Raw genomic sequence first — 21,034 nt, forward strand, 5'->3', positions numbered from 1 at the left:
AGGGCAGGACGATCACTCAGCGCAATAGCTTGCTCGCGTACCGCAATCAGGGGCCAGGTGGCCGCGTGGGTCGGCCCGCCCCGCCGACCAGGTCAGGCGGGGCCCGGGCCGCTCACTTCACCCCGGCGGCGTCCATGCCGCGCAGCTCCTTCTTGAGGTCGGCGACCTCGTCGCGGATCCGGGCGGCCAGCTCGAACTGGAGCTCCCGGGCCGCGGCCAGCATCTGGTCGTTGAGCTCCTGGATGAGCTGGGCCAGCTCGGCCCGGGCCATCCCCTCCCGCGCGGGCCCGGCGCCGCCGGTACGGGCGCGGCTGCGGGTCTCCTTGACCGGCGCCTTGCCCCGGGAGAGCTGCCGTACGGCTCCGCCGACGCGGCTGTTCTCGGTGTCCTCCGCCTCGCGGTAGATGTCGTCGAGAATGTCGTGGATCTTCTTGCGCAGCGGCTCGGGACTGATGCCGTGCGCCTCGTTGTGCGCGATCTGCTTGTCCCGCCGCCGGTTGGTCTCCCCGATCGCCTCGGCCATCGACGGAGTGATCTTGTCGGCGTACATGTGCACCTGGCCGGAGACGTTGCGCGCCGCCCGGCCGATGGTCTGGATCAGCGACCGGCCGCTGCGCAGGAAGCCCTCCTTGTCGGCGTCGAGGATGGCGACAAGCGACACCTCCGGCAGGTCGAGACCCTCCCGGAGCAGGTTGATGCCGACCAGCACGTCGTAGTCGCCCTTGCGCAGCTCGCGCAGCAGCTCCACGCGGCGCAGCGTGTCGACCTCGGAGTGCAGGTAGCGCACCCGGATGCCGTTCTCCAGGAGGTAGTCGGACAGGTCCTCGGCCATCTTCTTGGTCAGCGTGGTGACCAGCACCCGCTCGTCGCGCTCGGTGCGCAGCTTGATCTCGTGCATGAGGTCGTCGATCTGGCCCTTGGTGGGCTTGACGACGACCTCCGGGTCGATCAGGCCGGTGGGCCGGATCACCTGCTCGACGAACTCGCCCTGGGCCTGCTCCAGCTCCCACGGGCCGGGCGTCGCGGAGAGGAAGACCATCTGGCCCACCCGCTCCAGGAACTCGTCGAAGCGCAGCGGCCGGTTGTCGGCGGCGCTGGGCAGCCGGAAGCCGTGGTCGATGAGCATCCGCTTGCGGGACGCGTCGCCCTCGTACATGCCGCCGATCTGCGGGATGGTCACGTGCGACTCGTCGACGACCGTCAGGAAGTCGTCGGGGAAGTAGTCGAGCAGGCAGTGCGGCGGGCTGCCCGGCAGCCGGCCGTCCATGTGCATCGAGTAGTTCTCGATGCCGGAGCAGAACCCGACCTGGCGCATCATCTCGATGTCGTAGGTGGTGCGCATCCGCAGCCGCTGCGCCTCCAGCAGCTTGCCCTGCCGCTCCAGCTCGGCCAGCCGCTCGGCCAGCTCGGCCTCGATGTCGCGGATCGCCCGCTCCATCCGCTCCGGCCCGGCGGCGTAGTGGGTGGCCGGGAAGATGACCAGCCCGTCGACCTCCTTGACCACGTCGCCGGTCAGGGGGTTGAGGTAGTAGAGCTTCTCCACCTCGTCGCCGAAGAGCTCGATCCGCACGGCCAGCTCCTCGTAGGCCGGGATGATCTCCAGCGTGTCGCCGCGGACCCGGAAGGTGCCCCGGTTGAAGGCCATGTCGTTGCGCGTGTACTGGATGTCGACCAGCCGGCGCAGCAACTGGTCACGGTCCAGCTCCTGCCCGACAGCGACCCGCACCGCGCGGTCGAGGTATTCCTCCGGGGTGCCCAGCCCGTAGATCGCCGAGACGGTGGCCACCACGATCACGTCGCGGCGGGTGAGCAGCGACATGGTCGCCGAGTGCCGAAGCCGCTCGACCTCCTCGTTGATCGAGGAGTCCTTCTCGATGTAGGTGTCGGTCTGCGGGATGTAGGCCTCGGGCTGGTAGTAGTCGTAGTAGGAGACGAAGTATTCGACCGCGTTGTGCGGCAGCAGCTCGCTGAACTCCTTGGCCAGCTGCGCGCAGAGCGTCTTGTTGGGCGCCAGCACCAGCGTGGGCCGTTGCACCCGCTCGATCAGCCACGCGGTGGTGGCGCTCTTGCCGGTGCCGGTCGCGCCGAGCAGCACGGTGTTGCGGTCGCCGCGTCGGACCCGACGCTCCAGGTCGTCGATGGCCGCCGGCTGGTCGCCGGCCGGCTGGAACTCGCTGATGACCTGGAAACGGCCGTCGAGCCGGGGAATGTCGAGCGCCATGACCCCAACGGTACGCCGGGGGTCCGACACCGCGGCGCGACTACGCCCGGTCCGTGATCGGCTTCAATATTCGCATTGTGTGGCGCATCTCACCGGACTACGCTCTCCGTGTAGGCCGCTCGCGGCGGCCGACCGGGCAGGTGGCCAGGCCGTCACGGCCGGCCCGCCCCCGGCACAGGGTCGCAGCACCCGGCACTCCCGGCGTGCGCACCCGACGTGGTCGCGCGTGAGGCGCTGACCGGCCGCCGCGAGCGCCCCTGCTCGTCACCCCACGGGGGTGAATCCCGTTCAACCTCCCGTGGAGACCTCCGCCGCCCGCTCCGGCCCGCCTGACCCGTTGCAGGGCCCGCCGACGCACGACGACGCGCACACCGGCGGCATCCCACGGGTGGTGACCGGCCGCCGGCGCACCGTCCTGCTGGTGCTCGCGGCCGTGGCCGTGCTCTCCGCCGCCGCGCTGGTCGTGGGGCTGGCGAGCTGGGCGCCCGAGCGGCCGGAGCAGCCGAGGGCGCTGACGGGCGACGAGCGCGACCGACTGGCCGCGATGCGGGTCACCAACTACCGGGACCTGCGGGCCGGGGTACGCGTGACCGCGGGCACCGGCGCGGCGCGTACCGAACTGGTCGGCTGGGTCGACTGGTCCCGGCCGCTGGTCTACCTCGACGTCGGCGGGCCCGGCGCGGGCGCCGAGCGCGGGCTGCTCCAGGCCACCCCGACGGTGGTCCTGCTGCGCCCCGACCCGACGGCGGTGCCGACCCCCGCGCCGCCCCCGTTGGTGCCGCCGGCGGACCGCTGGCGGCTGCACGACCCGCCCGCCGGGCGGGGGCTGGCCGCCGTGCTCGACCTGCTCTTCCGCCTCGCCTCCGACCGCCCGGAGCCGCCGGCCGACGCCGCGCGCCGGATCGGTGGGGCCACGGTCGGGGCGACGCCGGTCGACATCCTCCAGGCACCGTCGCCCGGCCCCGGCGTCCCGGCCCCTGACGTGCGCCCCCGCTACTGGCTCGACCACGACGCGCGGCTGCACCGGCTGGAGACCGGGCTGGCCGGCGTCGGCCCGGTGACCGTGCAGCTGAACCGGACCGACCGGCCCACGCTGCGGCCGGTCGACGCCCTCGGCGGCCGTCCCGGGCAGCCCCGCGCCCTGACCGCCGCCGAGCGGGGCCGGCTGGACCGGTTGCCCGCCCGGCTGCGCGCCCGTGGCGGCGCCGCCGTGACCCTGACCGCACCGGTCGCCGCCGCCACGAACCTGCGCGGAGCCGGCTGGGTGAGCTGGAGCGGGCGGGCGGCTTACCTGACGGTCGCCGACCTCGCAGTGCCGGAGCGCCGGACGCTGCTGCGCGTCGACGGCGCCGGCGTGCGCCGGGCGGAGGTGCCGGCCGCGACGCTCCCGGGCACCGTCGAATCGCCCGGCCGGCCGCCGCTGCCGCCGCCCGCTCAGGGCTGGGGGGCCGACCCGCGGCGCGCGGGCGACCTGGGCCTGCTGCTCGACGCGGCGCTGCGGGCCGCCCGGTCGCCCGGCGGGCGGGGCGCCCCCCTGCGGGTGCGCGGCGACACCGTCGCCGGGAAGACCGTCGACGTGGTCGAGCTGCGCACGTCCCGAGGGCTGCTGCGCTACTGGATCGACCGGTCCGGCGCGCTGCGCCGCCTGGAGCTGCGCACCCGCACCGGCGCCTGGGCCCAGCTCGACCTGACGTCCACCACGGTGCCCCGCCTCGTCCCACCGCCCCGGCCCCCGGCCGGGGGCCGCTGACCGGTCAGGGACGCCAGCCGGTCTGCGCCGCCCACTGCTCGGCGCGCAGGTGCTCCTCGTCGAACCACGGGTCCTTCGCGGTGGTCCAGGTGGCGCTGTCCGGGGCGGAGGCCGCCAGCTCCCGCTTCAACACCAGGTAGGCCGACCGCTGGTCCGGGTCGGCACGCAGGTGGTCGCGCATCAGCAGCGCGTACCGCCAGCCGGGCGCGTCGGCCGGGCGGACGTGCAGGTGCACGGGGCGGCCCGGGTCGGCGCTGCCGTGCAGCCGCTTCTCCCACCGGCCGCTGCCGGGCGGGCGGGGGTCGTCCCACCACTCGCCGGGCAGGCGCGGGAAGCCCGCCTCCGCGAGCCGTTCGGCCAGCGGTCCGTCCGCGTCGGCGAGGGTCGGGACGGTGAGCTGGATGTCGATCACGTCCCTGGCGGCGAGCCCCGGGACCGCGGTCGAGCCGATGTGGTCGATGCGCAGGTCGGCGGGGGCGAGCGCGTGCCGGATCCGGGCGGCCAGCCGCGCGTACTGCTGCGGCCAGGTCGGGTCGGCCTCGGTCAGGACGACGTGCTCCGATCCGGCCGCCCGCCGCTCGCGCAGGTTCGCCTCGTAGGGCCGCAGCCGCTCGCGCCACAGCGCGTCGACGGCCGCGTGCAGGTCGTCGAGGCTGCCGTCGTTGGTCAGCAGCACGTCCGCCGCGCCCCGCCGCCGGGCGTCGTCGGCCTGCGCGGCGATCCGCCGCTCGGCCTCCGCCCGGTCCATGCCCCGGTCGCGGGCCAGCCGCGCCAACCGGGTGGCCACCTCCGTCTGCACCACGACCACCAGGTGGTACGTGGGCGCGAGCCCCACCTCCACCAGCAGCGGCACGTCGTTGACCACGATCGCGTCGGGTGCCGCCGCGGCGGCCAGCTCGGCGGCGCGGGCCCGTACGCGGGGATGGGTGATCGCCTCCAGCCGGCGGCGCGCCGTCTCGTCGGCGAACACCAGCGCGCCCAGCGCCGCCCGGTCGAGGGCGCCGTCGGCGTCGAGGACCCGCTCGGAGAAGGCCGCGACGATCTCGGCCAGCCCTTCCGTGCCCGGCGCGACCACCTCCCGGGCGATGTGGTCGGAGTCGATCACCACCGCGCCGCGCTCGGTCAGTCGCCTCGCCACGGCGCTCTTGCCGGACCCGATTCCTCCGGTCAGTCCCACCTTCAGCACGACACCAGTCAACCGGATGATCACCGCGCCGCCGGCACCGGGGGCACCCCGGACCGGTCCTCCCGGAGCACTATTCTAGTACTAGGATAGGGCGGTGGAGCTGACCACCGCCGAGCTGACCGTGCTGGGCCTGCTCATCGAACGACCACGGCACGGCTACGACCTGGAGCAGGTGATCGCGCGACGCGGCATCCGCCAGTGGTCCGACGTCGGGTTCTCCTCGATCTACTACCTGCTCGCCAAGCTGGACAAGCGCGGCCTGGTCCACGTACCCGAGGCTCCCGCCGCCCCGAAGTCCCGCCAGGTGTTCCACGCCACCGCCGAGGGCCGGGCGGCCGCGGCGCGCACCGCGCTGGCGCTCATCGAGCAACCGCAGCCGGTCCGGCACCCGCTTCTCGTCGGCATCGCCAACCTGCCCCTGCTCTCCGACCGGGAGTACGCCCAGGCGCTGCGCACCCGGCTGGCGGGGGTCGAGGCCCGCATCGAGTCGCTCCGGTCGGCGCAGCAGGCGCAGGCCCCCCTCCCGCATCCGGCGCGGGAGGTCTTCTCGTACTCGCTGAGCCTCCTGGAGGCGGAAAGGCAGTGGCTCGCCGCCCGAGCCCAGGTGCCTGATGACTGACAAGACCGACTTCAAGAAGACGCTCGACGCCTATCAGGCCGGGCGCGGGCAGTTCCGGATCGTGGACGTGCCCGACACGCGGTACCTCATGGTCGACGGCCACGGCGACCCGAACGGCGCACCGGCGTTCACCGGCGCCATCGAGGCCCTCTACCCGGTGGCCTACAAGCTGAAGTTCGCCAGCAGGCGAGACCTCGGCCGGGACTACGTCGTCCCGCCCCTGGAGGGCCTGTGGTGGGCCGAGGACATGGACTCGTTCACCGCCCGGCGCGACAAGGAACGGTGGGACTGGACGCTGATGATCATGGTCCCGGACTGGATCGGCCAGGATCTGTTCACCGCCGCCGTCGAGCAGGCCGGGGCCAGGAACCGCCCGGCGCGTCTCGACGACGTCCGCCTGGCGACGCTGTCCGAGGGGCGGTGCGTGCAGACGCTGCACGTCGGCTCCTTCGACGACGAGGCCGAGGTGCTGGCGCGGCTGCACGATGAGTTCGTCCCGGGCAACGGGCTGCGGATGGTGGGCAGACACCACGAGATCTACCTCAGCGACTTCCGCCGGGTCGCGCCCGAGCGGCAGCGCACCATCCTGAGGCAACCGGTCGCCCCCGCATCGAGCGCGTAGGCGCGGCGGGGGGCGGAGCGGCTGCGGAAAGACGGGAGCCCCGCCCCCGGCGATCTCGCGATCGCGGGGACGGGGCCCGTCGTCGTTCAGCGGGTCACTTGCCGCCGGCGAGCTTCTCCCGCAGAGCGGCGAGCGCCTCGTCGGTGGCCAGGGTGCCGGCCGGCTCCTCGGCCTGACGGCTCGGGGCCGCGCTGGTCGAGGTGGTGGTGCCACCACCGGTGACGGGCGGAGCCGGGTTGGCAGCGGCCTCGGCGTCGGCGGCCCGGGAGGTCTGCACCTGCTTGGTGTGGGCCTCCCAGCGCTGACGCGCCTCGGCGTACTGGTTCTCCCAGGTCTCGCGCTGCTTGTCGTACCCCTCGAGCCACTCGCCCGTCTCCGGGTCGAAGCCCTCCGGGTAGATGTAGTTGCCCTCGGTGTCGTACGTCGCGGCCATGCCGTAGAGGGTCGGGTCGAAGTGCTCCTCGCCCTCGACGAAGCCCTCGTTGGCCTGCTTGAGCGACAGCGAGATCCGGCGGCGCTCCAGGTCGATGTCGATGACCTTGACCATGACCTCGGAGCCGACCTGGACGACCTGCTCCGGGATCTCCACGTGGCGCTCGGCCAGCTCGGAGATGTGGACCAGGCCCTCGATGCCGTCGTCCACCCGGACGAAAGCGCCGAACGGCACCAGCTTGGTGACCTTACCCGGCACGATCTGCTGGATCGCGTGGGTGCGGGCGAACTGACGCCACGGGTCCTCCTGCGTCGCCTTCAGCGACAGCGAGACCCGCTCGCGGTCCAGGTCGACGTCCAGGACCTCGACCTCGACCTCCTGGCCCACCTCGACGACCTCGGACGGGTGGTCGATGTGCTTCCAGGACAGCTCGGAGACGTGCACGAGGCCGTCCACGCCGCCCAGGTCGACGAACGCGCCGAAGTTGACGATCGAGGACACGACGCCCTTGCGGACCTGGCCCTTCTGCAGCTTGTTGAGGAACTCGGTGCGCACCTCGGACTGCGTCTGCTCCAGCCAGGCCCGGCGGGACAGGACCACGTTGTTGCGGTTCTTGTCCAGCTCGATGATCTTGGCTTCGAGCTCGCGCCCGACGTACGGCTGCAGGTCGCGCACCCGACGCATCTCGACCAGGGAGGCGGGCAGGAAGCCCCGCAGCCCGATGTCGAGGATGAGGCCGCCCTTGACCACCTCGATGACAGAGCCGCGGACGACCCCGTCCTCGTCCTTGATCTTCTCGATGGTGCCCCAGGCCCGCTCGTACTGCGCCCGCTTCTTGGAGAGGATCAGACGACCCTCCTTGTCCTCCTTCTGGAGGACCAGGGCCTCGATGTGGTCACCAACCGAAACGACCTCGGCCGGGTCCACGTCGTGCTTGATCGACAACTCCCGAGAGGGGATGACACCCTCGGTCTTGTAGCCGATGTCGAGCAGGACCTCGTCCCGATCGACCTTGACGACGGTGCCTTCGACAATGTCGCCGTCGTTGAAGTACTTGATGGTCTCGTCGATCGCGGCGAGGAAAGCCTCCTCGGAACCGAGATCGTCGTGGGTGACCCGGGTGGCGCTCGAGGGGGCCTCGATGCTGCTCGTCATGTGGGCGGTTGCTCCGGTCGGATGGTGTGTCACAGCAGGCTGGTGTGTCGCGGTGACCTGTTCGCGCCAGCGGATCCGTCGCCGGGCACACCGGAAGATCATCGCGTGAGATCATGGATGTGGCTCCGCCAGTGGTCCCGGAGACCGCGCACCTGCTCCCTGCCGAGGCACACGATCCGCGAGCGCATCATCTAGCCTACCCGCTGCATTACCACAGCGTGCAAGCCCTCCCGTCCTCTCGCCGCCTCGTCAGCTACGAAAGCGGAGATATCGGCAGGAAGGCGTCGCAGGTGTCGCGTCCGTCACAGGGGCATCACCGGTGAACGGTAGCGCCGGGCGCCGTACCCCGCACTCCGGGGGTCGCCCGGCGCGCGGCGCGCGCGGGGCTAGCGTGGGCGGGTGGATGACGACAGCCGGGTGACCCGGCGCCGGGTCGGCAACGCCGAGGCCCGCCGGGCGAACCGCCGCTGGTGGGACGCCGACGCCGACGACTACCAGGCCGAGCACGGCCGCTTCCTCGGCGACCTGGACTTCGTCTGGTGTCCGGAGGGCGTGCGGGAGGCCGACGTGCGGCTGCTGGGCGACCTGGCCGGGCGGCGGGTGCTGGAAGTCGGCTGCGGGGCCGCCGCCGCCGCGCGGTGGCTCGCCACCCAGGGGGCCCGGCCGGTGGCCCTGGACCTCTCCGCCGGCATGCTGCGGCACGCCGCGCTGGCGGCCGGACGCACCGGCGTACGCGTGCCGCTGGTGCAGGCCGACGCGTTGGCGCTGCCCTTCGCCGACGCCGCGTTCGACACGGCCTGCACGGCGTTCGGGGCGGTCCCGTTCGTGGCCGACTCGGCGGCGGTCATGCGCGAGGTGTTCCGGGTGCTGCGCCCCGGCGGCCGATGGGTGTTCTCGGTGACCCACCCGATGCGGTGGATCTTCCTCGACGACCCCGGCGAGGGCGGGCTGACCGCGGTGCACTCGTACTTCGACCGCTCCCCCTACGTGGAGCAGGACGAGGCCGGCGACGCCACCTACGTCGAGCAGCACCGCACGCTCGGCGACCGGATCCGCGAGCTCGTGGGCGCCGGATTCCGCCTGCTCGACCTGGTGGAACCGGAGTGGCCCGAGGGGCACGAGGGGATCTGGGGGCAGTGGAGCCCGCTGCGCGGCCGCCTCTTCCCCGGCACCGCCATCTTCGTCGCCGAGAAACCCGCCCGCGCGAGCCGGACAGTCAGTGCGACGTCCGAGGCGGACCGCGGGGTTACGCTGAGCCGGTGAGCGCCGAGCCGATCGCGACACCACCTGGCCCATGGTGTCCGGACCCGATCCGGCAGCAGCGTGCCGACTACACGCTGGAAGACCTGCTCGACCTGCCGGACGACGCCCCCCGCGTCGAACTCGTCGACGGAGTCATCCAGGTGACACCCTCCCCCACCCTGGGCCACCAGGACATCTCACTGCTGCTCGCGCACTGGCTGTTGCAGCACACGCCCGGGCACCTGCGGGTCGCCCAGGCGGTCGGCGTCGCGCTGAACACGAACACCAGCCGCCAGCCGGACGTGTTGCTGCGACATGCCGAGGTGCCGTCCGGCCGGTCCCTGCTGCGGCCGGAGGACGTGGTACTCGCGGTGGAGATCGTCTCGCCCGGCACCCGCCGCACCGACCGGTTCGCCAAGCCCGGCGAGTACGCCGCCGCCGGCATCCCCTACTACTGGCGGATCGAACAGGACCCCATCCACCTCTACGCCTACCGGCGGGGCGATCGGCTCGGGCCGGGCGGTGAGCGACAGTACGAACTGATCGCCGACAGCGCGGAGCTGATCGAGCTGGTCGAACCATTCGAGATCAAGCTGCCGATCGCCGACATCACGCCGTAGCCCGCGGGTCGTCGTTTCGGGGCATCGACGCCGGGTACCCGCGTCGCATGGCCGAGCAGAGCGAGTTCCACAGCGGTGACCACGTCTCCTGGGCCAGCCACAGCGGCCGGGCGTACGGCGTGGTCAAGGAGAAGATCACCGAACGGACGCACGTACGCGGGCACGCCGTGAACGCGTCACCGGACGACCCGCAGTACCGGATCCGCAACGACGACTCGGGGCGGGACGTCGCACACCGACCGGAGGTGCTGCGCCATGAGCAGGGCTGACGAGGGCCGGGACACCTACCGGGAGTTCACCGAGGCGGTGAACATGAAGCCGGCCGAGCTGTCGACGTGGCTGGAGACCGACGAGTCGAAGCAGGTCGGCTGGCACAAGGGTGGGCGCTCCGGCGGCGGCGAGTCGGTCGGGCACGAGTCGGGCCGCAGGATCATCGAGCTGCTGCGGCGCAAGCGTGCCGAACTCTCCGAGGGCGACTACCGGCACATGCGCAAGGTCGTCGGCTACGTCCGCCGGCACATGGCGCAGCGCCCCTCCGGCGACGTCCGCGACACGAAGTGGCGCTGGTCCCTGATGAACTGGGGCCACGACCCCCTGAAGCGCTGAGCCCGGCCGCTTGACCCTGCCACTGACGGCAGGGTCCGACGATCCGCACCATGAGTCGAGCGCCACGCAGGATCGTCGTCGTCACCGGTGCGGGCACCGGGATCGGACGGGCCACCGCCCGTGGGTTCAGCGCCCAGGGGGCGCGCGTCGTCGCGGTGGGCCGACGGCCCGCGCCCCTGGCGGAGACCGCCGCCGGTCACCCCGGCATCGAACCGCTGGTCGCCGACGTCACCGCCCCCGGCGCCGCGGAGCTGATCGTCGGCACCGCCACGCAGCGGCACGGCCGCCTCGACGTGCTGGTCAACAACGCGGGCGTCGCCGGCGGCGGTCCGCTCGGTTCGCTCGCCCCCGACACCGTCGCGCGCCACCTGGCGACGAACCTGGTGGCGCCGATCCTGCTCACCCGGGCGGCGGTGCCGGCGCTGACCGACAGTCGGGGCGTCGTCGTCAACGTCACCACGTCGGTCGGGGCGCGGGCCTGGCCGGGCAGCTCGCTGTACGCGGCCGGGAAGTCCGCCCTGGATTCGCTGACCCGCAGCTGGGCGGTGGAGCTCGCGCCGTCGGGGATCAGGGTGGTGGCGGTGGCACCCGGCGCCGTCGACACCCCGATCGGCGCGCACCAGGGGCTGACGCCGCAGCAGCAGGCCGACGTCCGCCGGTGGCAGGTGGCGCGGACGCCGCTGGGACGCGTCGGGCGTCCCGAGGAGGTGGCGTGGGCGATCCGGTGCCTCGCCGACCCGGCGGCCGGCTTCGTCACCGGCGTCGTGCTGCCGGTCGACGGTGGCGCCGTGATCGCGTGACGGCGTCGCCCGCCGCACTGGTAGAACGGTGCCCGGAGGTGCGGACCATGCTGATCGGCGAGCTGGCGGAGGCCACCGGCGCCACCCCGCGCGCGCTGCGGCACTACGAGCGGCACGGACTGCTCGACTCCCGGCGGGCCCACAACGGCTACCGGATCTACGACGAGCGGTCGGTGGGCCGCGTGCGCAACATCCGTCACCTGCTGGCCGCCGGCCTGACGCTGTACGACGTGCGGACGTTCCTGCCCTGCCTGGACGGGGACGTGGCCGCCGCCCCGCCCGCGCCGGCCGGCGTCCGGGTCGGACTGGACCGCCTCGCGGTGCTCGACGCCCGCATCTCCGCACAGACGGCGGTACGCGACCGGCTGGCGGCGGCCCTGCGCGCGGCGGGCACGACCGTCCCAGACGCCTGACGACGACGCGGGACGGCGCCCGTCAGTGGTCGGCGCTGTTCCAGTCCCGGCCCTCGCCGACGGAGACCTCCAGCGGCACCGACAGCGGGTGCGCCCCGCCCATCTCCCGCCGCACCAGCGCCTCCAGGGTCTCCCGTTCGCCGGGGGCGACCTCGAAGACCAACTCGTCGTGCACCTGGAGCAGCATCCGCGAGCGCAGCCCCGCCTCGCGCAGCGCCGTGTCGACGTGCAGCATGGCGACCTTGATGATGTCGGCCGCCGAGCCCTGGATGGGGGCGTTGAGCGCCATCCGCTCCGCCATCTCCCGGCGCTGCCGGTTGTCGCTCACCAGGTCGGGCAGGTAGCGGCGGCGGCCCAGGATGGTGGAGGTGTAGCCGTCGTGCCGGGCGCGGGCGACGACCTCCTGGAGGTAGTCACGCACGCCCCCGAAACCGGCGAAGTAGTTCTCCATCAGCCCGCGCGCCTCCTCGGCGGTGATCCCGAGCTGCTGGGAGAGGCCGAACGCGCTCAGCCCGTACGCCAGGCCGTAGTTCATCGCCTTGATCTTGCGCCGCTGGTCGGCGGTGACCTCGCCGACCGGCACCCCGAAGACCGACGAGGCGGTGGCGGCGTGGAAGTCGGCACCGGAGTTGAACGCCTCGATGAGCGCCTCGTCCGACGACAGGTGCGCCATGATCCGCATCTCGATCTGGCTGTAGTCGGCGGTCAGCAGGCAGTCGTAGCCCTCCCCCACCACGAAGGCGCGCCGGATCCGGCGCCCCTCCTCGGTGCGGATCGGGATGTTCTGCAGGTTGGGCTCGGTCGAGGAGAGCCGCCCCGTGGCCGCCACCGTCTGGTTGAACGTGGTGTGGATGCGGCCGTCGTCGGAGACCGACTTGAGCAGCCCGTCGACGGTCGTCTTGAGCTTCGCCACGTCCCGGTGGCGCAGCAGGTGGGCCAGCACCGGGTGCGGGTTCTGCGCGTGCAGCCACTGGAGGGCGTCGGCGTCCGTGGTGTAGCCGGTCTTGATCTTCTTGGTCTTGGGCAGGCCCAGCTCGCCGAAGAGGATCTCCTGCAACTGCTTCGGCGAGCCGAGGTTGAACTCCCGGCCGACCGACTCGTAGGCCCCCTGGGCGGCGGCCTTCACCTCGGCGGCGAAGTGCGCCTCCAGCTCCGAGAGGTAGTGCGTGTCGGCGGCGATGCCGGTGCGTTCCATGCCGGCGAGCACCCGCATCAGCGGCAGCTCCACCCCGGCCATCAGCCGCGCCGACTGCTCGCCGTCGCGGGACAGCTCGGCGTCGATCGCGTCGGCCAGGTCGAGGGTGGCGCGGGCCTGGAGCATGAGGTTCTGCTCCGCCTCGCCGTCGTTGCCGAGCCCCTCCAGCGTGAGCTGGCCGGTCTCCGGGGCGTCGACCCGCAGCTCGCGGTGCAGGTAGCGCAGGGCCAGGTCCGTCAGGTCGTAGGAGCGCTGGTCGGGGCGGGCCAGGTAGGCGGCGATCTGGGTGTCGCGGAGGATGCCCTCCAGGCGCCAGCCGTGCGCGGCGAACGCCAGCACCGCCGGCTTGCTGTCGTGCAGCACCTTGGGCCGCCCGGCATCTGCCAGCCAGGCCGCCAGGGCCGCCTCGTCGGTCGGCTCCAGGGTGGCGGGATCGCACCAGGCCGCCGCACCGCCGGCGGTGGCCAGCGCCAGCCCGGTCACCGAGGCGGTGTGCCGGCGGTTGGGGCCCGTGTCGAGCTTCGCCGCCACGCCCACCGGGGTGTCGGCCGGCGCGTGCGTCTCCAGCCACCCGGCGAGCGCCCCGGGCTCGGTGAGCACCTCGCCGGTCAGGTCGAACCCGGACTCGGCCTCCGGCTCCACCGCCTCCAGGTACTGGTAGAGCCGGTCGCGCAGGATGCGGAACTCGAGCGTGTCGAAGACCTGGTGGACGGCCTCGCGGTCCCACCCCTCCCAGCGCGTGTCCTCGGGGCGCAGCGGCAGCTCCAGGTCGGACACGAGGCAGTTGATCTCGTAGTTGCGGATCACGTCGGCGAGCCGCTCGCGCAGACTGTCGCCGGCCTTGCCCTTGATCTCGTCGGCCCGCGCGATGACCCCGTCGACCCCGCCGTACAGGTTGATCCACTTTGCGGCGGTCTTCGGGCCGACGCCCGGGACGCCGGGCAGGTTGTCGCTGGTCTCGCCGACCAGGGCGGCCAGGTCGCGGTAGCGCTCCGGGGCGACGCCGTACTTCGCCTCGATCGCCGCCGGGTCCATCCGGGCCAGGTCCGAGACGCCCTTGCGCGGGTAGAGCACGGTGACGTTCTCACCGACGAGCTGGAAGGCGTCCCGGTCACCGGTGCTGATCAGCACCGACATGCCCTGGTCGCGGGCCTGGCAGGCGAGGGTGGCGATGATGTCGTCGGCCTCGTAGCCCTCCTTCTCCACCACCGGGATGCGCAGCGCCGCCAGGACCTCCTTGACCAGGCTGACCTGGCCCTTGAAGTCGGTCGGGGTCTCGCTGCGGCCGGCCTTGTATTCCGCGTACTTCTCGGTGCGGAAGGAGCGGCGGGAGACGTCGAAGGCGACCACGATGTGCGTGGGCTGCTCGTCGCGCAGCACGTTGATCAGCATGGACGTGAAGCCGTAGACGGCGTTGGTCGGCTGCCCCGTCGTGGTGGAGAAGTTTTCCACGGGCAGGGCGAAGAACGCCCGGTATGCCATGGAATGTCCGTCGACGAGGAGCAGGCGCGGCGTCGTAGCTGTCACGGCAGCGACTCTAGCCGCCCGCTCCGACACTCCGGGACACCGGCACGGACGCCGGCGCGGCCCGGGGCGGACGCCGGCGCGGCCCGGGGCGGACGCCGGCGCGGCCCGGGGCGGACGCCGGCACGGCCCGGGGGGGGGCCGGGGGGGGGCCCGCGCGGCGCCCGGGCGCGGCCCCCGCGGCCGCGGGGGGCGCACGCCGCCACGGCCCGGGGTGGGCCGCGCCGGCGTACCGCTCAGAGCACCTTGGCCAGGAACGCCTTCGTCCGGTCGTGCCGGGGGTTGGCGATCACCTCGCGGGGCACGCCGGACTCGACCACGACGCCGCCGTCCATGAAGACCAGCGAATCGCCGACCTCACGGGCGAAGCCGATCTCGTGGGTGACCACGATCATCGTCATGCCGTCGCGCGCCAGGTCCTTCATCACGTCGAGCACCTCGCCGACCAGCTCCGGGTCGAGCGCGCTGGTGGGCTCGTCGAAGAGCATCAGCTTCGGCTGCATCGCCAGCGCCCGGGCGATCGCCACCCGCTGCTGCTGCCCGCCGGAGAGCTGGCCCGGGTAGTTGCCGAGCTTGTCGCCCAGCCCCACCCGCTCCAGCAGCGCGGCGGCCCGCTCGCGGGCGGCGGCCTTCTTCTCGCGGCCCAGCAGCACCGGCGCCTCGGCGACGTTCTCCAGCGCCGTCATGTGCGGGAAGAGGTTGAACCGCTGGAACACCATGCCGATCGCGCGGCGCTGGGCGGCGACGTCCTTCTCCCGCATCTCGTGCAGCTTGCCGCCGCGCTCGCGGTAGCCGATCAGGTCGCCGTCCACCCAGATGCGGCCGGCGTTGATCTTCTCCAGGTGGTTGATGCAGCGCAGGAACGTCGACTTGCCGGAGCCGGAGGGACCCAGCAGGCAGCACACCTCGCCGCTGCGGACCTCCAGGTCGATGCCCTTGAGCACCTCGATCGCCCCGAACGACTTGTGCACCTGCTCGGCCCGGACCATCGGCGCGGACTCCACCGCCGCCCCGTCAGCCGGTGTCGGCACCGTCAGCTCGGTCATGTGCCGTCCGCCTTCCCGGTCGTGCCGCCGCTCTCGGCCGCGATCCCCCGCAGCTTGGTCTTCGCCCGCGCGCCGCGCCCGACGCCCTTGGAGAAGTTCCGCTCCAGGTAGTACTGCCCGACCAGCAGCACGCTGCTCAGCAGCAGGTACCAGATGGTCGCCGCGACCAGCATTGGGACGACCTGGTAGGTCCGGCTACTCACAGCTCTGAGCTGGAAGAACAGCTCCGTGGAGACCGGCACGAAGGCCACCAGCGAGGTGTCCTTGAGCATGGCGATGGTCTCGTTGCCGGTCGGCGGGACGATCACCCGCATGGCCTGCGGCAGCACGATGCGGCGCAGGATCTGCCCGCGCCGCATGCCCAGCGCCTGGGCCGCCTCGGTCTGCCCCTCGTCGACCGACTGGATGCCCGCCCGGACGATCTCCGCCATGTAGGCGGCCTCCGACAGGCCCAGCGCCAGCATGCCGGCGACGAACCCGGTCAGGATCTCCACGGCGGAGAAGCCGAACAGCCGCGCCTCGAAGTCGTCGACCCCGAACAGGGCGCCGATCTGCCGGTCGAAGGGCAGCCCGAACTCGATGCGCGCCCAGAGGATGCCCAGGTTGCCGAAGAGGATCGCCAGCACCAGCCGGGGCACCGCCCGGAAGAACCAGGTGTACGCCCAGGCGACGCCACGCAGGATCGGGTTCTCCGACAGCCGCATGATGGCGATGACGACGCCAAGCACGATGCCGATCAGCATGGCGGTCAGCAGCAGTGCGAGGCTGCCGCGTACCCCCGCCATGATCGGCGGGCGGAACATCTCGTCGACCATGAACGACCAGTTGAACGCCTCGTTCGTCACCAGCAGGTGCACGAACATGGCCACCAGCACCCCGATCACGGCGACGGCGACCCACCGCCCGGGATGCCGCACGGGCACGGCTCGGATGGGTTCCGGCCGTGCCCGTTCGGGTGTGTCTGTTCCGACCGACATGGTCAGCTGGTCGGGTTCAGCGCCGGGGTCGTGATGGCGCCACCCTCGACGCCCCACTTCTTCAGCGCGCCCTCGTACGAGCCGTCGGCGATGACCGCCGCGACGGCCTCCTTGAGCACCTCGGCGAACGCGGCCTGGTCCTTCTTGACCGCGTAGCCGTACGGGGCCGACTCGTAGATGTCGCCGAGCAGCTCCAGCTGGCCGCTGCTCTGCTTCACCGCGTACGCGCCGACCGGGGAGTCGGCCAGCATGGCGTCGTCCTTGCCGCTGACCACGGCGGCGGTGGCGTCGCTCTGCGCCTGGTACTGGTCGATGGTGATCGCCGGCTTGCCGGCGTCGGTGCACTTCTTCGACCGGGCGGTGATGTCGTCGAGCTGCACCGTGCCGACCTGCACGGCGATCTTCTTGCCGCAGGCGTTCTCGGGGTCGACCTTGGCCGGGTTGCCCGACTTGGTCGCCCACTGGGTGCCGGCGGAGAAGTAGCTGACCATGTTGACGGTCTTCATCCGCTCGGCGTTGATGGTGAACGAGGAGACGCCGACCTCGTACTTACCGGAGCCGACGCCGGGCAGGATCGCGTCGAACGGCGCCGACTCGTACTCGGCCTTCAGGCCGAGCTTCTGCGCGACCGCGTTGAACAGCTCGATGTCGAAGCCGACGACCGTCTTGCCGTCGGCGTCGAGGAACTCCGCCGGGGCGTACGTCGAGTCGGTGCCGACCTTGATCACGCCGTCGGCCTTGATGGCGTCGGGCACCTTCGCGGCCAGCGCCGAGTCGGCGGCGGCGGTGACGCTGGGGCCGGCGCCGGGCTGCTCGGTGTTCTCCTTCTCGCCGCAGCCGGCCAGCGAGAGGGCCAGCAGCGCGGCGCCGGTGACGCCGAGGGCGGCCCGGCGGCCACCACTGATGAGGAACATGGGGTACTCCTTGCGATGAGGGGTGACGGCCGGTCAGGCCACGCCGAGGTAGGCCTCTTTGACCGCCGGGTCGTGCAGCAGCTCGGCACCGGTGCCGCTCTTGACGATCACGCCGGTCTCCAGCACGTACGCCCGGTGGGCCCGGGCCAGCGCCTGCTGGGCGTTCTGCTCGACCAGCAGGACGGTGGTGCCCTGCTGGTTGATCTCGACGATGATGTCGAAGATCTGCTGGATCAGCATCGGCGCCAGACCCATCGAGGGCTCGTCGAGCAGCAGCAGCTTCGGCCGGCTCATCAGCGCCCGCCCGACGGCCAGCATCTGCTGCTCGCCGCCGGAGAGGGTGCCGCCCTGCTGCTTGCGCCGCTCGGCCAGGCGCGGGAAGAGGCCCAGCACCCGGTCGAGATCCTGGGCGATGCCGGCCCGGTCGCGCCGGGTGTACGCGCCCATGTCGAGGTTCTCCAGCACCGTCATGCCCGGGAAGATCCCGCGGCCCTCGGGTGCCTGGCACAGCCCTCGCCGGACCCGCAGGTCCGCCCGGAGCTTGGTGATGTCCTCACCGTCGAACCGGATGCTGCCGCTGGCGACCGGCCGGATCCCGGAGATCGCCCTCATCGTGGTCGACTTGCCGGCGCCGTTGGCGCCGATCAGGGCGACGATCTCGCCCTCGTCCACCGTCAGGCTGATGCCGTGCAGCGCCTGGATCCGCCCGTAGAGCAGGCTCACATCGTCGATCTCAAGCAGCATCGTCCGGCACCCCCAGGTACGCCGCGATCACCTTCGGGTTCTCCCGCACCTCGGCGGGCAGCCCCTCGGCGATCTTCTTTCCGAACTCCAGCACCACGATCCGGTCGGTGACGCCCATGACCAGGCGCATGTCGTGCTCGATGAGCAGCACGGTCACGCCGGTGTCCCGGATCTGCCGGATGAGCTGGAGCAGTTCCTCCTTCTCCGCCGGGTTGAAGCCGGCGGCCGGCTCGTCCAGGCAGAGCAGCACCGGGTCGGTGGCCAGCGCGCGGGCGATCTCCAGCCGCCGCTGCTCGCCGTAGGAGAGGTTGCGGGCGAACTCGTGCATCCGCTTGCGGACGCCGACGAACTCCAGCAGGCGCTCGGCCTTCTCCCGGCTCTCGCGCTCCTCCTTCCAGTACCGCGGCAGGCGGAACAGCGCGGAGATGACGCTCGTCTTGTTGTGCGCGTCCGCGCCCACCAGGACGTTCTCCAGCGCCGTCATCTCCGGGAAGAGGCGGATGTTCTGGAACGTCCGCGCCATGCCCATCTTGGTGATCTGGTGCCGCTTCTTGCCGCTGACCTTCTGGCCACGGAACCGGATCTGCCCCTCGGTGGGCTGGTAGATGCCGGTCATGGCGTTGAAGCAGGTGGTCTTGCCGGCACCGTTCGGGCCGATCAGACCGAGGATCTCGCCCTTGTAGAGGGTGAAGTCCACCTCGTTCAGGGCGACCACGCCGCCGAAGCGCAGCGTGACCTTGTCGACCTCCAGCAGCGGCTCCCGGGTGGGCACCGCCTCCACGGCCGGCGCGCCGGCCTGCGCCGGAACGACCGGCGTCTGCTCGGTGTCACTCACCGACGGTCACCTCCTTGCGACGATCCTTGAACTCCGCCGCACGTCGTCGGTTGGGGATCAGACCCTCCGGCCGGAAGATCATCATGACCACCAGCACCAGGCCGAAGAACAGGAACCGGTACTCGTACAGCTCGACGCCCAGCAGCTCGATGCCACGGAACCGCTCGATCATGTACGCCACCAGTCCACCGCCGACGATCGCGCCGACGATGTTGCCCGAGCCGCCGAAGATGACCGCGGCCAGGATGATGATCGAGTTCAGCAGCTCGAAGTTCTGCGAGTTGACGAAGTTCTGCTTGCCCGCGAAGAGCGCGCCGGCGAGGCCCGCGATCGCGGCACCCGCGGCGAACGCCCACAGCTTGAACTTGAACGTCGGCACGCCCATCAGCTGCGCCGCGTCCTCGTCCTCCCGGATGGAGATCCAGGCGCGCCCGACCCGGCTGTGGGTCAGGTTCCGCACCCCGATGACCACCAGGATGATCAGCGTGAGTACCAGCCAGTAGTACGGCCGTGCGTCGAGCACGCCGAAGACCGGCTTGCCGTCGGCGAACTCGCCCGGCGGGTGCGGGATCTGGTTGAAGCCCCGCTGCCCCCGGAGGAACTCCGAGCTGACCGCGCCGATGCGGATCATCTCGGCGAAGCCGAGCGTCACCAGCGCCAGGTAGTCGCCGCGCAGCCGCAGGGTCGGCGTACCGAGCATCACGCCGGAGACCATCGTCAGGGCGATCGCCACCGGCACCGCCAGCAGCCACGGCCAGAGCGTCTTGAGGTTGCTGCTCGGTGACGTCAGCACCGCCACGGTGTACGCGCCCACGGCGAAGAAGCCGAAGTAGCCGAGGTCGAGCAGGCCGGCGAAGCCGACCACGATGTTCAGACCGACGGCCAGCAGCACGTAGATCGAGACGGTGAACATCACCTGGGTGAAGTTCGCACCGGGGGTCGGGATCGGCCCGAGGTACTGGTAGAACTCCTTGTTCGGCAGCGCGTAGAAGAACACGATCACCGCGGCCAGCAGCGCCCAGCGCACCCAGCGGGGCGCCCCGCGCCACCGTTCCCCGGCCGCCTCGCGGCCGGAGCGCACCTTCTCCAGAACGGTCGTCATGCCCGTGCCCTCCCCAGCGACTCACCCAGCAGACCGGTCGGCCGGAACATCAGCAGCACCACCAGCAGCGCGAACGCGGCGAAGTCCTTCCACTCGCTGCCGAACAGACCGGAGGCGTAGTTCTCGATCAAGCCCAACAGCAGGCCGCCGAGCAGCGCGCCGCGCAGGTTGCCGATGCCGCCGAGCACCGCGGCGGTGAATGCCTTCAGGCCGAGCAGGAAGCCGACGCTGTAGGTGAGGGTCTGGATCCGTACGTCGTAGAGCAGACCGGCGACGCCGGCCATGCTGCCGCCGGCGATGAAGACGATCAGGATGATCCGGTCCTTGTTCACGCCCATCAGCGCGGCGGTGTTGGCGTCCTGGGCGACCGCCCGGATGCCGCGACCGACCCGGCTGCGGTTGATGAACAGGTCCAGCGCGATCATCATCACCAGCGCGGCGCCGAGGGTGAGCAGCTGCACCCCGTCGATCGGCACGCCGAAGACGTGGAAGAGCGGATCCTGGCTGACCAGGATCGGGGCACCCTCGGGGCGACGGCGGGTCCAGATGCCGAACGCCTCGGAGATGGCGATCGACGCGCCGATCGCGGTGATCAGGAAGGCCAGCGGCGGCGCGTTGCGCTTACGCAGCGGCCGGTACGCCACCCGCTCGATCACGGTGGCCGTGCCGGCGGAGGCGATCGCCGCGACGATCATCGCCACCAGCAGGTAGAACATGATCGACCCGATGCCGCTGACCTGCGAGTTCTGGTCGAGCCCGAAGCCGTTCCAGGTCCAGATCGCCGCGAACGCGCCGGCGATGAAGACCTCGGAGTGGGCGAAGTTGATGAGTCTCAACACGCCGTAGACCAGCGTGTAGCCGAGCGCGACCAGGGCGTAGATCGCACCCTGCGTCAGGCCGGTCGTCGTGTATGTCCCGAAGTTGGAGAACAGGTCGTCGAAGTTCAATGAAGGGACACTCCATCAGGGTCTGGAGACACCAGCGCGGCGAGCCGCTGCTCCACCTCGGCGCGGTCCTCCACCAGCAGCAG

The 21,034-nt window shown here is 71.8% G+C and carries 20 protein-coding genes; 9 read left to right on the forward strand and 11 right to left on the reverse strand.

All coding sequences use genetic code 11. The annotated features are described in order from the left end of the window. Nucleotides 1-112: 112 nt before the first annotated feature. Entirely contained in the window at nt 113-2,221 is a 2,109-nt protein-coding gene (gene uvrB, locus AB0B83_RS18650; protein WP_311413579.1) for an excinuclease ABC subunit UvrB, read from the reverse strand. Nucleotides 2,222-2,519: 298 nt separating this feature from the next. On the opposite strand from uvrB, the gene AB0B83_RS18655 reads away from it, so the two are divergent. Then, nucleotides 2,520-3,971: a hypothetical protein gene (locus AB0B83_RS18655; RefSeq protein ID WP_357579244.1), complete on the forward strand. Its 1,452-nt coding sequence runs from the start codon at nt 2,520-2,522 to the stop codon at nt 3,969-3,971. Nucleotides 3,972-3,975: 4 nt separating this feature from the next. On the opposite strand, the gene coaE is transcribed toward AB0B83_RS18655, so the two are convergent. After that, nucleotides 3,976-5,157 carry a dephospho-CoA kinase gene (gene coaE / locus AB0B83_RS18660; protein ID WP_357579245.1) on the reverse strand — a complete coding sequence of 394 codons (1,182 nt, stop codon included), beginning with the start codon at nt 5,155-5,157 and terminating at the stop codon, nt 3,976-3,978. 94 nt (nt 5,158-5,251) lie between these two features. On the opposite strand from coaE, the gene AB0B83_RS18665 reads away from it, so the two are divergent. Continuing rightward, nucleotides 5,252-5,776, forward strand: a complete 525-nt coding sequence (locus AB0B83_RS18665; RefSeq protein ID WP_357579246.1) for a PadR family transcriptional regulator — start codon at nt 5,252-5,254, stop codon at nt 5,774-5,776. Next, nucleotides 5,769-6,398, forward strand: coding sequence for a GyrI-like domain-containing protein (locus AB0B83_RS18670; protein ID WP_357579247.1), 630 nt, complete (start codon nt 5,769-5,771; stop codon nt 6,396-6,398). Before AB0B83_RS18665 ends, AB0B83_RS18670 begins: the two co-directional genes overlap by 8 nt. A 94-nt stretch (nt 6,399-6,492) precedes the next feature. Here AB0B83_RS18670 and rpsA read toward each other — a convergent pair whose 3' ends face one another. Then, nucleotides 6,493-8,088: a 30S ribosomal protein S1 gene (rpsA, locus tag AB0B83_RS18675; RefSeq protein WP_151455503.1), complete on the reverse strand. Its 1,596-nt coding sequence runs from the start codon at nt 8,086-8,088 to the stop codon at nt 6,493-6,495. Nucleotides 8,089-8,385: 297 nt separating this feature from the next. Between rpsA and AB0B83_RS18680 the strand changes: the two genes are divergently transcribed. The 6 genes from AB0B83_RS18680 to AB0B83_RS18705 are packed head-to-tail and all read left to right on the forward strand — an operon-like array spanning nt 8,386 to nt 11,667. Beyond that, on the forward strand, nt 8,386-9,249 hold the full coding sequence (locus AB0B83_RS18680) for a class I SAM-dependent methyltransferase (protein ID WP_357579248.1): 864 nt from the start codon (nt 8,386-8,388) through the stop codon (nt 9,247-9,249). Continuing rightward, on the forward strand, nt 9,246-9,848 hold the full coding sequence (locus AB0B83_RS18685) for a Uma2 family endonuclease (protein ID WP_357579249.1): 603 nt from the start codon (nt 9,246-9,248) through the stop codon (nt 9,846-9,848). Before AB0B83_RS18680 ends, AB0B83_RS18685 begins: the two co-directional genes overlap by 4 nt. Before the next feature lie 47 nt (nt 9,849-9,895). Then, nucleotides 9,896-10,117 (forward strand): DUF2945 domain-containing protein, encoded by a 222-nt coding sequence (locus AB0B83_RS18690; RefSeq protein WP_132236460.1) that lies wholly within the window; start codon nt 9,896-9,898, stop codon nt 10,115-10,117. After that, complete coding sequence (locus AB0B83_RS18695) at nt 10,104-10,454, forward strand: DUF3140 domain-containing protein (RefSeq protein ID WP_132236459.1); 351 nt, start codon at nt 10,104-10,106, stop codon at nt 10,452-10,454. Before AB0B83_RS18690 ends, AB0B83_RS18695 begins: the two co-directional genes overlap by 14 nt. A 50-nt stretch (nt 10,455-10,504) precedes the next feature. After that, a complete protein-coding gene (locus tag AB0B83_RS18700; RefSeq protein ID WP_357579250.1) occupies nt 10,505-11,254 on the forward strand; it encodes an SDR family oxidoreductase in 750 nt (249 codons plus the stop codon). A gap of 47 nt (nt 11,255-11,301) precedes the next feature. Beyond that, the gene (locus AB0B83_RS18705) at nt 11,302-11,667 is read left to right on the forward strand and encodes a MerR family transcriptional regulator (RefSeq protein WP_357579257.1); all 366 of its coding nucleotides are present in this window, start codon (nt 11,302-11,304) and stop codon (nt 11,665-11,667) included. Between the two features lie 22 nt (nt 11,668-11,689). Here AB0B83_RS18705 and polA read toward each other — a convergent pair whose 3' ends face one another. From polA to AB0B83_RS18745, 8 genes are all read right to left on the reverse strand, one after another. After that, nucleotides 11,690-14,389: a DNA polymerase I gene (gene polA / locus AB0B83_RS18710; RefSeq protein WP_357579251.1), complete on the reverse strand. Its 2,700-nt coding sequence runs from the start codon at nt 14,387-14,389 to the stop codon at nt 11,690-11,692. Nucleotides 14,390-14,622: 233 nt separating this feature from the next. Beyond that, a complete protein-coding gene (locus tag AB0B83_RS18715) occupies nt 14,623-15,432 on the reverse strand; it encodes an amino acid ABC transporter ATP-binding protein (protein WP_357579252.1) in 810 nt (269 codons plus the stop codon). Next, the gene (locus tag AB0B83_RS18720; RefSeq protein ID WP_357579253.1) at nt 15,429-16,409 is read right to left on the reverse strand and encodes an amino acid ABC transporter permease; all 981 of its coding nucleotides are present in this window, start codon (nt 16,407-16,409) and stop codon (nt 15,429-15,431) included. The genes AB0B83_RS18715 and AB0B83_RS18720 overlap by 4 nt, the downstream gene beginning before the upstream one ends. A gap of 2 nt (nt 16,410-16,411) precedes the next feature. Next, complete coding sequence (locus AB0B83_RS18725; protein WP_357579254.1) at nt 16,412-17,323, reverse strand: ABC transporter substrate-binding protein; 912 nt, start codon at nt 17,321-17,323, stop codon at nt 16,412-16,414. Nucleotides 17,324-17,356: 33 nt separating this feature from the next. Next, on the reverse strand, nt 17,357-18,067 hold the full coding sequence (locus tag AB0B83_RS18730) for an ABC transporter ATP-binding protein (RefSeq protein ID WP_357579255.1): 711 nt from the start codon (nt 18,065-18,067) through the stop codon (nt 17,357-17,359). After that, nucleotides 18,057-18,848 carry an ABC transporter ATP-binding protein gene (locus AB0B83_RS18735; protein ID WP_357579258.1) on the reverse strand — a complete coding sequence of 264 codons (792 nt, stop codon included), beginning with the start codon at nt 18,846-18,848 and terminating at the stop codon, nt 18,057-18,059. Before AB0B83_RS18735 ends, AB0B83_RS18730 begins: the two co-directional genes overlap by 11 nt. Before the next feature lie 46 nt (nt 18,849-18,894). Further along, the gene (locus tag AB0B83_RS18740) at nt 18,895-20,004 is read right to left on the reverse strand and encodes a branched-chain amino acid ABC transporter permease (protein WP_151455512.1); all 1,110 of its coding nucleotides are present in this window, start codon (nt 20,002-20,004) and stop codon (nt 18,895-18,897) included. Further along, the gene (locus AB0B83_RS18745) at nt 20,001-20,951 is read right to left on the reverse strand and encodes a branched-chain amino acid ABC transporter permease (protein ID WP_357579256.1); all 951 of its coding nucleotides are present in this window, start codon (nt 20,949-20,951) and stop codon (nt 20,001-20,003) included. Before AB0B83_RS18745 ends, AB0B83_RS18740 begins: the two co-directional genes overlap by 4 nt. Nucleotides 20,952-21,034: the final 83 nt, after the last annotated feature.

Source organism: Micromonospora sp. NPDC049060, from assembly GCF_040649055.1.
Taxonomy (GTDB): domain Bacteria; phylum Actinomycetota; class Actinomycetes; order Mycobacteriales; family Micromonosporaceae; genus Micromonospora; species Micromonospora reichwaldensis.

Coding starts and splice junctions, on each gene's coding strand:
- uvrB (WP_311413579.1), bottom strand. CDS start 2,221: ATGGCGCTCGACATTCCCCGGCTCGACGGCCGTTTCCAGGTCATCAGC.
- AB0B83_RS18670 (WP_357579247.1), top strand. CDS start 5,769: ATGACTGACAAGACCGACTTCAAGAAGACGCTCGACGCCTATCAGGCC.
- rpsA (WP_151455503.1), bottom strand. CDS start 8,088: ATGATCTTCCGGTGTGCCCGGCGACGGATCCGCTGGCGCGAACAGGTC.
- AB0B83_RS18690 (WP_132236460.1), top strand. CDS start 9,896: ATGGCCGAGCAGAGCGAGTTCCACAGCGGTGACCACGTCTCCTGGGCC.
- AB0B83_RS18695 (WP_132236459.1), top strand. CDS start 10,104: ATGAGCAGGGCTGACGAGGGCCGGGACACCTACCGGGAGTTCACCGAG.
- AB0B83_RS18700 (WP_357579250.1), top strand. CDS start 10,505: ATGAGTCGAGCGCCACGCAGGATCGTCGTCGTCACCGGTGCGGGCACC.
- AB0B83_RS18705 (WP_357579257.1), top strand. CDS start 11,302: ATGCTGATCGGCGAGCTGGCGGAGGCCACCGGCGCCACCCCGCGCGCG.
- AB0B83_RS18715 (WP_357579252.1), bottom strand. CDS start 15,432: ATGACCGAGCTGACGGTGCCGACACCGGCTGACGGGGCGGCGGTGGAG.
- AB0B83_RS18720 (WP_357579253.1), bottom strand. CDS start 16,409: ATGTCGGTCGGAACAGACACACCCGAACGGGCACGGCCGGAACCCATC.
- AB0B83_RS18725 (WP_357579254.1), bottom strand. CDS start 17,323: ATGTTCCTCATCAGTGGTGGCCGCCGGGCCGCCCTCGGCGTCACCGGC.
- AB0B83_RS18730 (WP_357579255.1), bottom strand. CDS start 18,067: ATGCTGCTTGAGATCGACGATGTGAGCCTGCTCTACGGGCGGATCCAG.
- AB0B83_RS18740 (WP_151455512.1), bottom strand. CDS start 20,004: ATGACGACCGTTCTGGAGAAGGTGCGCTCCGGCCGCGAGGCGGCCGGG.